The sequence below is a fragment of the Streptomyces sp. AC1-42W genome (genome assembly GCF_003248355.1).
GTDB lineage: Bacteria > Actinomycetota > Actinomycetes > Streptomycetales > Streptomycetaceae > Streptomyces.
Window position 1 is genome coordinate 1,395,740 of record NZ_QKWY01000001.1, and the last position, 12,894, is coordinate 1,408,633.

12 protein-coding genes and 2 tRNA genes are annotated in these 12,894 nt (G+C 71.9%); 6 read left to right on the forward strand and 8 right to left on the reverse strand.

Annotated elements, in window-relative coordinates:
* The first annotated feature begins 73 nt into the window (after positions 1-73).
* The 3 genes from DNK56_RS06370 to DNK56_RS06380 all read left to right on the forward strand — a co-directional run bounded on the left by DNK56_RS06370 (position 74) and on the right by DNK56_RS06380 (position 2,292).
* Complete coding sequence (locus tag DNK56_RS06370; RefSeq protein ID WP_111331264.1) at positions 74-862, forward strand: HAD-IIA family hydrolase; 789 nt, start codon at positions 74-76, stop codon at positions 860-862.
* 136 nt (positions 863-998) lie between these two features.
* Positions 999-1,559 (forward strand): hypothetical protein, encoded by a 561-nt coding sequence (locus DNK56_RS06375; protein ID WP_111331266.1) that lies wholly within the window; start codon positions 999-1,001, stop codon positions 1,557-1,559.
* 1 nt (position 1,560) lies between these two features.
* The gene (locus DNK56_RS06380) at positions 1,561-2,292 is read left to right on the forward strand and encodes a class F sortase (RefSeq protein ID WP_111331268.1); all 732 of its coding nucleotides are present in this window, start codon (positions 1,561-1,563) and stop codon (positions 2,290-2,292) included.
* A 299-nt stretch (positions 2,293-2,591) separates the two neighbouring features.
* Here DNK56_RS06380 and DNK56_RS06385 read toward each other — a convergent pair.
* Positions 2,592-2,665 (reverse strand) — tRNA-Lys (locus DNK56_RS06385).
* A gap of 181 nt (positions 2,666-2,846) precedes the next feature.
* Here DNK56_RS06385 and DNK56_RS06390 point away from each other — a divergent pair.
* The 3 genes from DNK56_RS06390 to DNK56_RS06400 all read left to right on the forward strand — a co-directional run bounded on the left by DNK56_RS06390 (position 2,847) and on the right by DNK56_RS06400 (position 6,844).
* On the forward strand, positions 2,847-4,232 hold the full coding sequence (locus DNK56_RS06390) for a peptidoglycan-binding protein (RefSeq protein ID WP_111331270.1): 1,386 nt from the start codon (positions 2,847-2,849) through the stop codon (positions 4,230-4,232).
* 25 nt (positions 4,233-4,257) lie between these two features.
* Positions 4,258-6,087 carry an SPFH domain-containing protein gene (locus DNK56_RS06395; protein ID WP_111331272.1) on the forward strand — a complete coding sequence of 610 codons (1,830 nt, stop codon included), beginning with the start codon at positions 4,258-4,260 and terminating at the stop codon, positions 6,085-6,087.
* 166 nt (positions 6,088-6,253) lie between these two features.
* The gene (locus DNK56_RS06400; RefSeq protein ID WP_111331274.1) at positions 6,254-6,844 is read left to right on the forward strand and encodes a lytic polysaccharide monooxygenase auxiliary activity family 9 protein; all 591 of its coding nucleotides are present in this window, start codon (positions 6,254-6,256) and stop codon (positions 6,842-6,844) included.
* Between the two features lie 125 nt (positions 6,845-6,969).
* Here the strand turns inward: DNK56_RS06400 and DNK56_RS06405 are convergent, their stop codons facing one another.
* The 7 genes from DNK56_RS06405 to ehuB all read right to left on the reverse strand — a co-directional run bounded on the left by DNK56_RS06405 (position 6,970) and on the right by ehuB (position 12,882).
* Complete coding sequence (locus DNK56_RS06405; protein ID WP_111331276.1) at positions 6,970-8,517, reverse strand: MFS transporter; 1,548 nt, start codon at positions 8,515-8,517, stop codon at positions 6,970-6,972.
* Between the two features lie 131 nt (positions 8,518-8,648).
* Positions 8,649-8,722 (reverse strand) — tRNA-Lys (locus tag DNK56_RS06410).
* 76 nt (positions 8,723-8,798) lie between these two features.
* Positions 8,799-9,557, reverse strand: a complete 759-nt coding sequence (locus tag DNK56_RS06415) for an IclR family transcriptional regulator (protein ID WP_111331278.1) — start codon at positions 9,555-9,557, stop codon at positions 8,799-8,801.
* Between the two features lie 183 nt (positions 9,558-9,740).
* Entirely contained in the window at positions 9,741-10,592 is an 852-nt protein-coding gene (gene ehuA / locus DNK56_RS06420) for an ectoine/hydroxyectoine ABC transporter ATP-binding protein EhuA (protein WP_111331280.1), read from the reverse strand.
* Positions 10,582-11,226, reverse strand: coding sequence for an ectoine/hydroxyectoine ABC transporter permease subunit EhuD (ehuD, locus tag DNK56_RS06425; RefSeq protein ID WP_111331282.1), 645 nt, complete (start codon positions 11,224-11,226; stop codon positions 10,582-10,584). Before ehuD ends, ehuA begins: the two co-directional genes overlap by 11 nt.
* Complete coding sequence (gene ehuC, locus DNK56_RS06430) at positions 11,223-11,960, reverse strand: ectoine/hydroxyectoine ABC transporter permease subunit EhuC (protein WP_111331284.1); 738 nt, start codon at positions 11,958-11,960, stop codon at positions 11,223-11,225. Before ehuC ends, ehuD begins: the two co-directional genes overlap by 4 nt.
* 19 nt (positions 11,961-11,979) lie before the next feature.
* Positions 11,980-12,882 (reverse strand): ectoine/hydroxyectoine ABC transporter substrate-binding protein EhuB, encoded by a 903-nt coding sequence (ehuB, locus tag DNK56_RS06435; protein ID WP_111331286.1) that lies wholly within the window; start codon positions 12,880-12,882, stop codon positions 11,980-11,982.
* Positions 12,883-12,894: the final 12 nt, after the last annotated feature.

The following is a 12,894-nucleotide window of genomic DNA, read 5'->3' on the forward strand; positions in this document are numbered from 1 at the left end:
TGGGGCGTCGGCGCTGCACAACGCGGTGCCGCCGGCGTCCCCGCACCTGGCGTACGGCAACTGGAGTCCCACAATGGCAGAGCGCAAGCCGATCTCGTCCTGGCTCACCGACATGGACGGCGTCCTCATCCACGAGGGCACCCCGATCCCCGGCGCCGATGCCTTCATCAAGCGGCTGCGTGATTCGGGGCTGCCCTTCCTGGTCCTGACGAACAACTCGATCTACACCGCCCGCGACCTGCACGCCCGCCTCCAGCGCATGGGTCTGGACGTGCCCGTGGACAACATTTGGACCTCCGCGCTGGCCACCGCCCAGTTCCTGGACGACCAGCGCCCCGGCGGCACGGCGTACGTGATCGGCGAGGCCGGGCTCACCACCGCGCTGCACGACATCGGTTACGTGCTCACCGACCACGACCCCGACTACGTGGTGCTCGGCGAGACGCGTACGTACTCCTTCGAGGCGCTCACCAAGGCGATCCGGCTGATCAACGCCGGCGCCCGGTTCATCTGCACCAACCCGGACGAGACCGGCCCGTCCGCCGAGGGCCCGCTGCCCGCCACCGGCTCCGTCGCCGCCCTGATCACCAAGGCGACGGGCAAGGCGCCGTACTTCGCGGGCAAGCCGAACCCACTGATGATGCGCACCGGCCTCAACGCGATCGGCGCGCACTCCGAGTCCAGCGCCATGATCGGCGACCGGATGGACACCGATGTGCTGGCGGGCCTGGAGGCCGGCATGCAGACCTTCCTGGTGCTCACCGGGCTCACCACGGTCGCCGACATCGACAAGTACCCGTTCCGCCCGTCCACGGTGGTCGACTCCATCGCGGACCTGGTCGAGCTCGTCGACCCGAGCTGACACCGGGCCCCGGACCGGGGGAGGCGGGCGTACCGCGCCCGCCTCCCCCGTACGCCCCACTCCACCGGCCCAACGCCTCCGCGCTGCGGATGCGGAAGGGCCGGGCGCGCGTGAACCTGCCATCAGGAGGTTCACGATGCGTTCCATACCCCTTACGTTCTGTGCCGCCGCAGTGGCCGCGGCGACCGTGGTGCCCGTCCCGGCGGCACTGGCCGAATCCGGCTCCGGCCACGAGGACTCACGGTCCCGCGTCACCCTGTCGGTCACCCCGTCGTCCCTCGCGCCGGGCGGTGAGGTCGAGCTGGAGCTGGCCGGCTGCAAGGCCAAGGAGGCCAAGGGGAGCTCCGACGCCTTCGTCTCCGAGGCGCGGTTCTCGTCCGGCGGCGACCGCACGCTCTACGCCGAGGCCAGGGTCCGCGCCGACGCGGAGCCGGGCGACTACGACGTGCGGGCGGTCTGCAAGGACGACAAGCACACCACGGTGACCGCCACCCTCACCGTCGTCCACCGCTCCCGGCCCATGCCCGTCGCCCCGGTCCACGCGGGCGGCGGCGGCACCGCCGTGCTCGCGAGCGACACCGTCGAACAGGACGGCCCCGGCACCACCCAGGAGGTCATCGGCTTCGGCCTGGCCGCCGTCGCGGCCGCCGCCGTCGCCTTCCGCGGCGTGCGCCGCCGACGTCCGGCGGCCGACTGACATGACGGCATCGGAGGGCTCGGGGGGCTCGGCGGGTCGCGGCAGGCTGCTGACCGGAGTGGCCTGGGCGGTCATCCTGCTGGGCCTGTGGCTGTGGGGGCGCGGCATCACCGACGGCTCGGGCATCGGCTCCGCCCCGACGACCGGCGACGTCGCCGCCGTGGGGCGTCCGCTCGGCGTGCCGCTGCCCCCGGCGCACGAGCCGATCGGGGGCGTCGCGCCGAAGAGCGTCGAGATCCCGTCGATCGGCGTCCGGGCCCCCGTCGTCCCGCGCGGCCTGGACGCGGACGGCGCCATCGAGCCGCCGTCGTTCGACACGCCCCAGACGGTCGGCTGGTACGGGGCCGGCACCGAGCCCGGCGCGGCCGGTCCCGCCCTGTTCGTCGGCCATGTCGACACCGAGACCAAGCCGGCCGTCTTCTACGGGCTCAGCGCCGCCCGCCCCGGCGCGAAGGTGGACGTCACCCGCACCGACGGCACGGTCGCCGAGTTCACCATCGACGACGTGCAGGTCCTCACCCGGGCGCGGTTCGACGCGCAGAAGGCGTACGGGCCCCGCAAGGACGGCCGGGCGGAGCTGCGGCTGATCACCTGCGGCGGCACGTACGACCAGGAGTCCCACTCGTACACCGCGAACGTGGTCGTCTCGGCCTACCTCACGGCGGAGAAACCCGCCGGTACGGCGCCGTCGGGCGAGTCCGCGAGCGCGAAGGCCCTGGCGGGGGCCGTCTGACCCGTTCGGTACCCGGCCCGGCCGCCGCCCGTCACCGGGTGGCGGCCGGGCCGGTCCTCGACCGCGGTGCGCGGGCCGCGGGAGTGGCCCGGCACGGACGCGGGAGACCCACCGGGCGGACCCCGGAACGCCCGGGTCCGCCGCAGGCCCCACTGTAGGGGGACGAGCCCCGCCCACCCCACCCGGATTCTGACGTTACGTCGATAATCGGTCACCCTCCGCAGATGTCAGGTGGGCGGAGAGCGGGCCGAAAACCATCAAGGCCCCCTCGCGCGGAGCGAGGGGGCCTTGACTGTCTGTGCGCCGCCAGGGACTCGAACCCCGGACCCGCTGATTAAGAGTCAGCTGCTCTAACCAACTGAGCTAGCGGCGCCTGCTGACGTCGAGAACTCTACCCGATCCCGAGCGGTGCTCCCGACCGCTGTGCCGTCTCCCGGCCTGTCGGATGGTCGTTTTTTCCCTTCTATCCGTCAAACTGCGGTATGTCGTGACTGTTGCGACACTGGCGCCCGAGCAGATGGCCCGAGGATCTTGACGACTGCGGAGGGGATCGCATGACCGTGCCGGCCTTCGAGGAGTACGTACCCGCCACCGACTGTCCGTGCCCGGGGTGCGCCGCCCAGCGGCGGACCGCCGCCGGGGGACTGCCCACGCGATACGGAGGGAATCCCGCCGCGCACGGCGCGCGGCGCGCGATGGTCCTGGTCACCGCGGCCGGGGTGGTGCTCGGCGGCGGGATCGCCGAGTCCTTCGGCGCCCCCGCCGACCCGGCCCCGGTGCCCGGTACGGGGGTGCCGGCCGGGCTCTCCCCGTTCCCGGACAGCCCGCAGGGCATGCCGGGCCCGCTGAGAGGAACCGGTTCGCCGGGCGCGGAGGCGCCGGGGGCGGACGCGCCGGGGACCGGGGCGTCCGGGGCCGCGGACGCGGGGGCGGCGGAGGCCGGGACGAGCCTGTCGTCCTCGGCGGCGCCCGTACTGCCGGCGACCACCCGGACCGAGATCATCAACCGGGCCAAGAAGTGGGTCGCCGCGAAGGTCCCGTACAGCATGTCCACGTACTGGACGGACGGCTACCGGCAGGACTGCTCCGGCTATGTCTCGATGGCCTGGAACCTGCCGGGCAACGAGTGGACCGGCAGCCTCGCCGTGTACGGCACCCGCATCGCCCGCGAGGATCTGCAGCCCGGCGACATCCTGCTCTTCCACAACCTCGCCGACCCGGCCCGGGGCTCCCACGTCACGATCTTCGGCGGCTGGACCGACCACACGCACACCCATTACACGGCGTACGAGCAGACCAAGCCGAGCACCCGCAAGCAGACGACGCCCATGGCTTACTGGACCAACTCGGCGAGCTACGTCGCCTACCGGTACAAGGGCCTGGCCACCGGGAACTCCGGCGGCGAGGCCACCACCGCGCCGTTCCCCGGCGCGACGAAGTTCGGGCCCGGCACGAACAACACCCAGGTCACCCGGCTCGGCACCATGCTCGTCGGCCGGGGCGGCAAGCGCTTCTACAAGGTCGGTCCGGGACCCCTGTGGACCGCCGCCGACCGCAACGCCACCCAGGCGTTCCAGCGGGCCCAGGGCTGGAAGGGCGCCGAGGCCGACGGCATCCCCGGCCCCGACACCTGGCAGCGGCTGGTGACCGGAACCGGTCGCGACATCCCCGCCGCGGGCGGGCAGAGCGGTTCGAAGGCGGTCCCGGCCTTCCCCGGACGGGGCTATTTCCGGCCGGGTCAGGTCAGCGGCCATGTCGAGAACCTCGGAAAACAGTTGGTGAAGAAGGGATACGGCGCGCACTACCGCTCGGGCCCCGACCCCCGGTGGACCGAGGCGGACCGGCGCAATGTCGAGGCGTTCCAGAAGGCCCAGGGATGGCGGGGCCGGGAGGCGGACGGCTATCCGGGCCCGGAGACCTGGCGGCGACTCTTCGCGTGACACGACGCACATGACGGAGGCGGTAATGCGAACCACGGTGTCGGACAGCTCCGGAAACCCGGAGGACGGCCAGCAGACGGAGTACGGGGAGGAGCGGTACGGGACGGTCCCGGTACGGGAGTGGGTCGGACCGGGCGGCGCGGGCAGCGTCACGGACGCGTGGGCGGCGGGCGCCGCCGGCCCGGACGCGGCGCCGGTGGCAGACGGGCTGCCCGTGAAGGGCAGGGTGCCCGGCCGGGACGGCGGCGGGCCCTCGCGCGAGGCGCCCCCGCTGTTCGCGCCGGTCTCCGTGTCCGTCCCGGAGGCCGGCGGCGAGGTGGTGGTCGAGGTGCCGGAGGCGGCCCCGCCCGCGAGCCGGGAGCCCGACGACGCCGTCGACCTGGTCCTCGACCTCACGCCGGTCGAGGCCACCCCGCTGGGCGCCACGTCGGCGTCGGTGTCGGTCCCTTCGGCGTCGGTTCCGGCGGTGTCGGTCCCGGCACCGAAGGAGGAGGCACGCGCTGCGGAGAGCGGCGAGCGCGAGCCGACCGCCGAGGACGAGCGGTCCGCCGAGGACAAGCGGCCCGCCGCCGCTGCCGGGGCGGAGGCCGCGAACGAGGTCGTGACCGGGGCCGCGACCGAGAACCGGCCCGAGGCCGAGGTCGTGAGCGAGACGGTGAGCGCGGCCGAGGCCGTGGGGGAGGCCGAGGCAGTAAGTGAGGTGGCCCCCGTCGCCGAGCCCGTTCTCGTGCTGTCCGGGGCCGGGGCCGGGGCCGACGCCGCGCCCCGGCCCGACCCGCTCCGGGACACCGGGCGCCACCAGGCCGTCATCGGCGGCGAGCGCACCGCCTCCATCCCCGTGCACCTCCTCTTCCGGGAGGACCGGCAGGCCACCGCGCCCTCCGTCGTGCGGCGGCCCCCCGTGCCCAGAGGCGGTCAGGTGCGGCCGCCGACGCGACCCGCGCCCGACGCCGACCCCCGGCTGCGGGAGCGGCCCGGACCGGCGCTGCCCGGCTGGGCCGCGCTGCTCACCGGGTCCGGCGGGATCGCGGCGTCGGCCGCCGTGCTGTGGTGGACCGGTGTGGTGCCGGCCGCCGTCCTGGCCCGGTTCGGACTCGGCCCGCGACCGTACGACGGGCTCGGCACGGGCGCCTGGGCGGCGCTGGTGTTCCTGGGCGCCGCGGTGCTGTTCGCGCTCGGCGGCCTGAGCCGGGGCCGGGTCGGCCACGCCTGGGTGCTCACGCTCTTCGGGCAGTACCGGGGCACCGTGCGGCGGACCGGGCTGATGTGGATCAGCCCGCTGCTGCTGCGCCGCCGGGTGGACGTGCGGCTGCGGCACTGGCGCAGCGAGCCGCTGCCCGCCGTGGACGCGAACGGCACCGCGCTGCGGGTCGTCGTCCAGGTGGTGTGGCGGGTCAAGGACACCGTGCGGGCGGCGCTCGGGGTCGAGGACCACGAGACGTATCTGCGCGAGCAGGTCGAGGCCGCGATGGCGCGGGTCCTGTCCCAGCTGCCCGCCGACGCCTTCCACGAGGACGCGCACACCCTGCGCAACGCGGAGGCGGTCGGCGACGCGCTGACCCGGATGCTGAAGGCGGACTGCGAACCCGTCGGCATCGAGGTGTACTCGGCGCAGCCGACCGGCATCGAATACGCGCCGGAGGTGGCGGCGGCCATGCAGCGGCGGCGGATCGCGGCCATCGACGCGCAGCACCGGGACAGCGTCCTGACCTCGGTCGTCGACGCGGTGGACGACACCGTGACCCGGCTGACGGAGCGCGGCCTGGTCGAGCTCGACGACTACGAACGCAAGCTGCTCGTCAAGGACCTGACGGTGGCGTTCTACACGGGACGGACCGGCGGAGACGGCGTCTGAGGAGGTGTCGGGGAGGTTTCGGGGGCAAGCGGAGTCCGGCGCTCATTGGTCTGGACATGTCCACGACGTGTCCATAGCCTGAACCTGGTCCAGACCAAAGGACATACGTACGCGCACTCCCCATGGAGAACCCCCACCTCCCCCCACATCCGAGGAGCGTCATCACATGCGTATGAAGACAAGCGCGGCCCTGGTCGGTCTCGCGGTAGCGGGCGTCTCGATGTTCGCGACCGGCAGCGCCAGCAGCCACGGCTACACGGACAACCCGATCAGCCGTCAGAAGCTGTGCGCCAACGGCACGGTGACCGGCTGCGGCAACATCCAGTGGGAGCCGCAGAGCGTCGAGGGCCCCAAGGGCTTTCCGGCGGCCGGACCGGCGGACGGCAAGATCTGTTCCGGCGGCAAGGGCTCGTTCGCCCAGCTCGACGACCCGCGCGGCGGCAATTGGCCGGCCACCAAGGTGACGGCGGGTCAGGGCTTCAGCTTCCGCTGGCAGTTCACCGCCCGACACGCCACGTCGGACTTCCGCTACTACATCACCAAGAACGGCTGGGACCCCACCAAGCCGCTCACCCGCGCCGACCTGGAGTCGCAGCCCTTCATGACGGTGCCGTACGGCGGCAAGCAGCCCCCGTCGACGCTGACCCAGCAGGGCACCATCCCCACCCAGAAGACCGGGAAGCACATCATCCTGAGCGTCTGGAACGTCGCGGACACGGGCAACGCGTTCTACGCCTGCTCGGACGTGAAGTTCTGACGCACGGGCACCGCACCCGATCCTGACGTGCTGTCGGCGGGCAGCACGGCGAGCCCCGGAGTGTGGCAGCACACTCCGGGGCTTCGCTGTCGCTCCTGCCGTCGCCGTCGACGGCCGCGCCACCGTCAGACCGCCGGTACCGGAGCGGGGGCCTGTGCCTCGGCGGCGGTCTCCGGCGCGGCCGGCGCCGGCCGCGCCGCCCGGCGCAGCAGGGTCGCCGCCAGCACCGCACCGGTGAGCAGGACCAGCGAACCGGTCACCGAGGCGTACCGCATGCTGTGCACGAAGGCCTCCCGGCCGAGCGCGATCAGCGAGCCGTCGCCGGTGGCCAGCGCGCCCGGCAGGGTCTTGCGGGCGATCTCGGGCGCGGCGGCGGGCATGTCCGCCCGGTAGACCGCGGTGGACACGGCGCCCAGCAGGGCCATGCCGAGCGCACCGCCGAACTCCTGCCCGGTCTCCAGGAGCGAGGCGGCCGAGCCGGCCTTCTCCGCCGGGCTGACCGCCATCGCCATGTCCGAGACCAGGGCCATCACGGCGACGATGCCGCTGCTCATCACGCCCGAGCCGATCAGCAGCAGGGCCAGCGAGTCGGTCCCGGCCAGGCAGAAGACCCCGAACCCGGCCGCCCCGGTGACGAAGCCGCCGCACACCACGACGGCGCGTCCCGTCCGCTGGGCGAGCGCGGTCGCGGTCGGCGCCGCCGCCCCCACCGCCAGCGACGGGGCCAGGCTCCACAGCGCGGCCTCCAGGGTGCCCATGCCGAGCACCGACTGCAGGTACTGGGTGGTGAAGAAGGCCGAGCCCATCATCGCGAAGGCGGCCAGCGCGTTCAGCCCGATGCCCACCCCGAAGCCCCGGTTGCGGAACAGTTCGCGGCTGATCATCGCGTCGGAGCGGGTGCGCTGCCGGCGGACGAAGACCCAGGCGACGGCGAGCCCGGCGGCGATGATCAGGGCGCGCTCGGCGTCCGGCCCGTGGGCGGCGCTCTCCTTGACGCCGTACACGATCGGCAGGACCGCGGCCATGGACAGCGGCACGCTCAGGAAGTCGAAGCGGCCCGGTTCCGGGTCCTTGAACTCCGGGACCAGCAGCGGGACCAGGAGCAGCAGCAGAAGCATCGCGGGCACGTTGATCAGGAAGACCGAACCCCACCAGAAGTGCTCCAGCATCACCCCGCTGAGCACCGAGCCCAGCGCGACCCCGCCCGCCATGGCGCCCGACCAGATGCCGATGGCCTTCGCGCGCTGCCGCTCGTCCCGGAACATGTTGCGCACCAGGCCGATGGTGGACGGCATCAGTGTCGCCCCGCCGATGCCCAGGACCGCGCGGGCCGCGATGAGCATCTCCGGGCTGCTCGCGTAGGCGGCGCAGACCGAGGCGGCGCCGAAGGCCAGCGCCCCGATGAGCAGCAGCTTCCGGCGGCCGATGCGGTCGCCCAGCGAGCCCATCGTGATCAGGAGGCCGGCCAGGGCGAACGCGTACACATCGAAGATCCACAGCTGCTGGGTGGCGCTGGGGGCGAGGTCGCGGTCGATGGACGGGATCGCGAAGAAGAGGACGGACACGTCCATCGAGACGAGGAGGAGCGGGAGGAGGAGGACCAGGAACGCGGTCCACTCCCGACGTCCGGCGAGTGCGCCGGGGGCGGCGGTGGTGCTCGTGGGGTTCGTCATGCCCAGGAATATACGACTGTTTAAAACAGCTGTCTAGTACGTCTGTGTAAAACACCCGTACATGTCTGCGGGCAGCGCAAAACGCACGAGGCGGTCTCCGTGGATACGGAAACCGCCTCGTGCGTTGTCTGTGCGCCGCCAGGGACTCGAACCCCGGACCCGCTGATTAAGAGTCAGCTGCTCTAACCAACTGAGCTAGCGGCGCCTGCTGACGTGAAAATAATACCTGGTCCGGAGGGGTGCTGTTCACACGGCGGCCCCCGGGGCCCCGCGCCCGCCTCCTAGAGGGCCAGCGACAGCATCATCGGGGCCGCGCGTCGGTTCAGCGTGTCCGCCGCCGCGCGCAGCCGGTGCGCGTCCTCGACCGGCATCGACAGGGCCAGGCAGCCCGCCGACGCCCCGGCGGTCAGCGGCACCGCCGCGCACACCGTGCCGACCGCGTACTCTTGGAGGTCGAGCACCGGGACCGTGGCCGGCTGGCTGTCCAGCTTGGAGAAGAGGACCTTCTCGTTGGTGATCGTCCGCGAGGTCAGCCGGGCGGGCCGGTGCCGCGCCAGATGGTCGCGGCGGGCGTTCTGGTCCAGCTGGGTCAGCAGGCACTTGCCGATCGCCGAGGCGTGCGCCGCCGAGCGGAAGTCCACCCACTCGTTGACCGCGGGGGTGAGCGGGCTGTCGGCGTACTGCGTGACCCGGACCTCGCCGTCCACGTAGCGGCTGATGTAGACCGCCGCGCCGACCGAGTCGCGCAGCTGGGCGAGGGTCTGCTGGAGCCGGGTCTCCAGGGCCTGGCGGCGGGCCGCGCCCGAGCCGATCAGCAGCAGCGAGGAGCCGATCACGTACGCCCCGTCGGCGACCTGCTCGACGTAGCCCTCGCGGCGCAGCGTCAGCAGCAGCGGCGAGAGGTGGCCGGCGGGCAGGCCGGTGTCGCGCGAGAGCTGGGCGGTGGTGACCCCGTCGCCGTGCTTGGAGACCGATTCGAGGACGCGCAGGGCGTACTGCACGGAGATGAACGGGGCGGTCGGTTCTGGCTTCAACGCCACGGCATCCCCCTGCCATTGGGAACCGGAGGCCGGCGCGCGGCCGGAGGTTTCGCACCCACGATAGCCGCCGGGCGTCCGTCCGGGGGGCCGTGCGGCGGACTCGCGGGTGCGTCCCGGCCCCGCCAGCAGGGACGCACCCGATCGGCATATGCCTCTGTCATGACTGCGCCGAGGAAGCCGAGGTCACAGCACCGCGTTGAGGAATTCGCGCGTGCGTTCGTGCGAGGGGTCGGTGAATATTTTCTCCGGCGAACCGGACTCCACGACCCGCCCGGCATCGAACATCAGTACCTTCTCCGAGACGTCCCGGGCGAAGCTCATCTCGTGGGTCACACAGAGCATCGTGATGTCGGTGTTCCGGGCGATGTCCGTCAGCAGTTCCAGCACCCCGGCCACCAGCTCCGGGTCCAGCGCCGACGTCACCTCGTCCAGGAGCAGGATCTCCGGCTCCATCGCGAGCGCGCGGGCGATGGCCACCCGCTGCTGCTGGCCGCCGGAGAGCTGCGAGGGATGCGCGTCGATCTTGCCGGAGAGCCCGACCAGGTCCAGCAGCTCCCGCGCCCTGGCCTCCGCCCGGTCCCGGTCCATGCCGAGCACGTTGACGGGCGCCTCGGTGATGTTCTGCAGCACCTTCATGTTCGGAAACAGGTTGAACTGCTGGAAGACCATGCCGATCCTCCGGCGGGCCGCCCGCAGATGCTTCTCGGACGCGGGCTTCAGCGAACCGTCCGGCGCCCGCATGTGCGTCAGCGGCTCGCCGTTGATCCGGATCACGCCGTCGCTGACCCGCTCCAGCGTCATCAGCAGCCGCAGGATCGTCGTCTTGCCCGAGCCGCTGGGCCCGATCAGGGTGACGTGCTCGCCGCGCTCGACCGTGAAGTCGAGCCGGTCCAGGACCGTATGGTCGCCGTAGCGCTTGACGACCTTGTCGAAGCGGACCAGCGGATGCCCGTCGTCCCCGGACACGGCGACGGGCACGGCCGCCTCGGGTGCCGCGGCCGCGTTCTTCTGCAGGGGAAGGGGTTCAGTGGCCAAGGCGCTTCTCCAGCTTTCTCATCAACAGCGAGGTGGGGTAGCTCGCCACCAGGAAGATCAGCCCGGCGAGGGTGAACACCTCCGTGAAGCGGAAGTTGTCCGTCCCGTAGTCGCGGGCCTGGTAGACCATTTCGTGCACGGTGATCACGGCGAGGTACGGCGTCTCCTTGAACATGGAGATCGCGTAGTTGCCCAGCGCCGGCACCACATTGCGGACCGCCTGCGGCAGGATCACCGCCTGCCAGGTCCGCCGGGGCGTCAGCGACAGCGCCCGGCACGCCTCCCACTGCCCCTTCGGCACGGCGTCGATCCCCGCCCGGTACACCTCCGAGGTGTACGTGGCGTAGTGGATGCCCAGCACCACGATGCCGACGGTCAGCGGTTCCACCGAGGTGAACAGCGTCGCCGCGCCCACCAGCTGCACCAGCAGCGGGGTGGAGCGGATGAACTCCATCACCGCCTTCACCGGCACGGTCACCAGCCGGGTCGGCGCCCGTCCGGCGATCGCGATGGCCAGCCCGAGCACCGCCGCGACCAGGATGCCGAACACCGTGGCCAGCAGGGTCGTCCAGAAACCGTCGAGGAGCTGCGGGAACGCCTCGCGGACCGTGCCCCAGTCGAAATCGCCGCTCACCCGGCACCTCCGGTGGTCCGGGCGGCCGGCACGGCGCTGCGGGACTTCAGCAGGCTCCGGCCGCCGGTGGCCAGGCCGAGCCGCCGCTTGGCGGACCGCTCCAGCAGGTTCATCAGCAGGGTCAGCGCGTACGCCAGGACGAAGTAGCAGACCAGCAGCGTCAGATACGCGGTGAGCGTCTCACCCGTACGGCTGCGCAACTTCTCGATGGCCGTCATCAGATCCGCCGCCGAGATCAGCCACAGCAGCGGCGTGCACTTCAGCAGCTGGATCAGCAGATTGGTGAACGAGGGGATCATCTGCACCCACGCCTGCGGCAGGATCACCTTCCGCATCCGGTGTGCCGGCGACATGTTCAGCGCGATCGCCGCCTCGTACTGCCCGCGCGGTACGGAGTTGACCGCGCCGCGCACCACTTCGGCGCCGTACGCCCCGTAGTTGAGGCCGAACGCCAGCACCCCGCAGAACAGCGGGTCCAGGTCGTAGCCGGTCAGCGACGGCATCGCGTAGTACAGCCAGAACAGCTGGACGTACAGCGAGGTGCCCCGGAAGAACTCCACGACCACACGGGAGACCCCGCGCGACAGCATGAGCCGGCTGAGCGACATCAGTCCGAGGACGAACGACAGGAACAGTGCGAGCAGCGCGCCCAGGACCGTGGCCTCCAGGGTCACCCACAGCCCCGACCGCAGTTGCGGCAGGTCGTCGGCGAAGGCCGAGAAGAAATCATTCATGCGGTGGGCCCCGTCCCCGTCAGCCCTTGCACAGATCGGCCGTCTTCAGATCGGCCGGCGGCAGCTCCGTCGCGCCGAAGCCGTAGTCGCGCAGCAGCTCCACATAGCGGGACTTGTCGGAGATGATCTTCTTCAGCTCCCGGTTGAAGGCGTCGCGCAGCTCCTCGTTGCCCTTGCGGAAGACCGCGCCGCCGGGGCTGTACTGCTTGACGCCGTCCAGCTCGGGCAGGAACGCCTCGGTGACCTCGGTCTCCTCGTTGGTCTTGGCCAGCCAGCGCAGCGAGATGCCGGTCAGCAGGAAGGCGTCCACCCGGCCGCCCTTGACCGCGTCCGCGCCGTCCTGCGGCTTCTGGAGCGTCTTGATTTTGCTCTCGGGGATGCCCGCGCCCTCGGCGTACTTGCCCTCGACCGCGCCCGCCATCACCCCGATGGTGATGCCGGCGGCCTTCGCGGAGGCCAGGTCGGTGACCTTCTTCGGGTTGCCCTTCTTCACCATCATCGCGGTCGGCGAGATGAACTCCGGCTCGGAGAACAGGGCGTTGGCGCAGCGCTCCGGGGTGATCGCCATGCCGGCGCTGACCACGTCGTACTTGCCGGCCTGGAGGCCGGGGATCAGGCCGTCCCACTCGGACAGCGTGGGCTTCAGCTCGTCCACGCCCAGCGCCTTGAAGATCTCGCGGTGCAACGTGGGCGCCTCGCCCTTGAGTTCCTTGCCCTCCATGTACCCGTACGGGGCCTCGTCGGCGTAGGCGACCCGTACGAAGCCCTGCTTCCGGAGCTTCTTGAGGGCGCCCTCGCCGTCGGCGGACTCCTCACCGGTCTTGCTGCACGCGGCGAGCAGGCCCGGAACGACGAGCAGACCGCCCACCGCTGCCGATCGGTTGATGAATCCCCGGCGGGACAGGTTCGGGAAGTCAGCCATGGTTCGCAGTCT

What these genes read in the sequence shown, in the direction of transcription:
- DNK56_RS06370 (WP_111331264.1), top strand. Translation starts at nt 74, where the DNA reads ATGGCAGAGCGCAAGCCGATCTCGTCCTGGCTCACCGACATGGACGGC.
- DNK56_RS06375 (WP_111331266.1), top strand. Translation starts at nt 999, where the DNA reads ATGCGTTCCATACCCCTTACGTTCTGTGCCGCCGCAGTGGCCGCGGCG.
- DNK56_RS06380 (WP_111331268.1), top strand. Translation starts at nt 1,561, where the DNA reads ATGACGGCATCGGAGGGCTCGGGGGGCTCGGCGGGTCGCGGCAGGCTG.
- DNK56_RS06390 (WP_111331270.1), top strand. Translation starts at nt 2,847, where the DNA reads ATGACCGTGCCGGCCTTCGAGGAGTACGTACCCGCCACCGACTGTCCG.
- DNK56_RS06395 (WP_111331272.1), top strand. Translation starts at nt 4,258, where the DNA reads ATGCGAACCACGGTGTCGGACAGCTCCGGAAACCCGGAGGACGGCCAG.
- DNK56_RS06400 (WP_111331274.1), top strand. Translation starts at nt 6,254, where the DNA reads ATGCGTATGAAGACAAGCGCGGCCCTGGTCGGTCTCGCGGTAGCGGGC.
- DNK56_RS06405 (WP_111331276.1), bottom strand. Translation starts at nt 8,517, where the DNA reads ATGACGAACCCCACGAGCACCACCGCCGCCCCCGGCGCACTCGCCGGA.
- ehuC (WP_111331284.1), bottom strand. Translation starts at nt 11,960, where the DNA reads ATGAATGATTTCTTCTCGGCCTTCGCCGACGACCTGCCGCAACTGCGG.
- ehuB (WP_111331286.1), bottom strand. Translation starts at nt 12,882, where the DNA reads ATGGCTGACTTCCCGAACCTGTCCCGCCGGGGATTCATCAACCGATCG.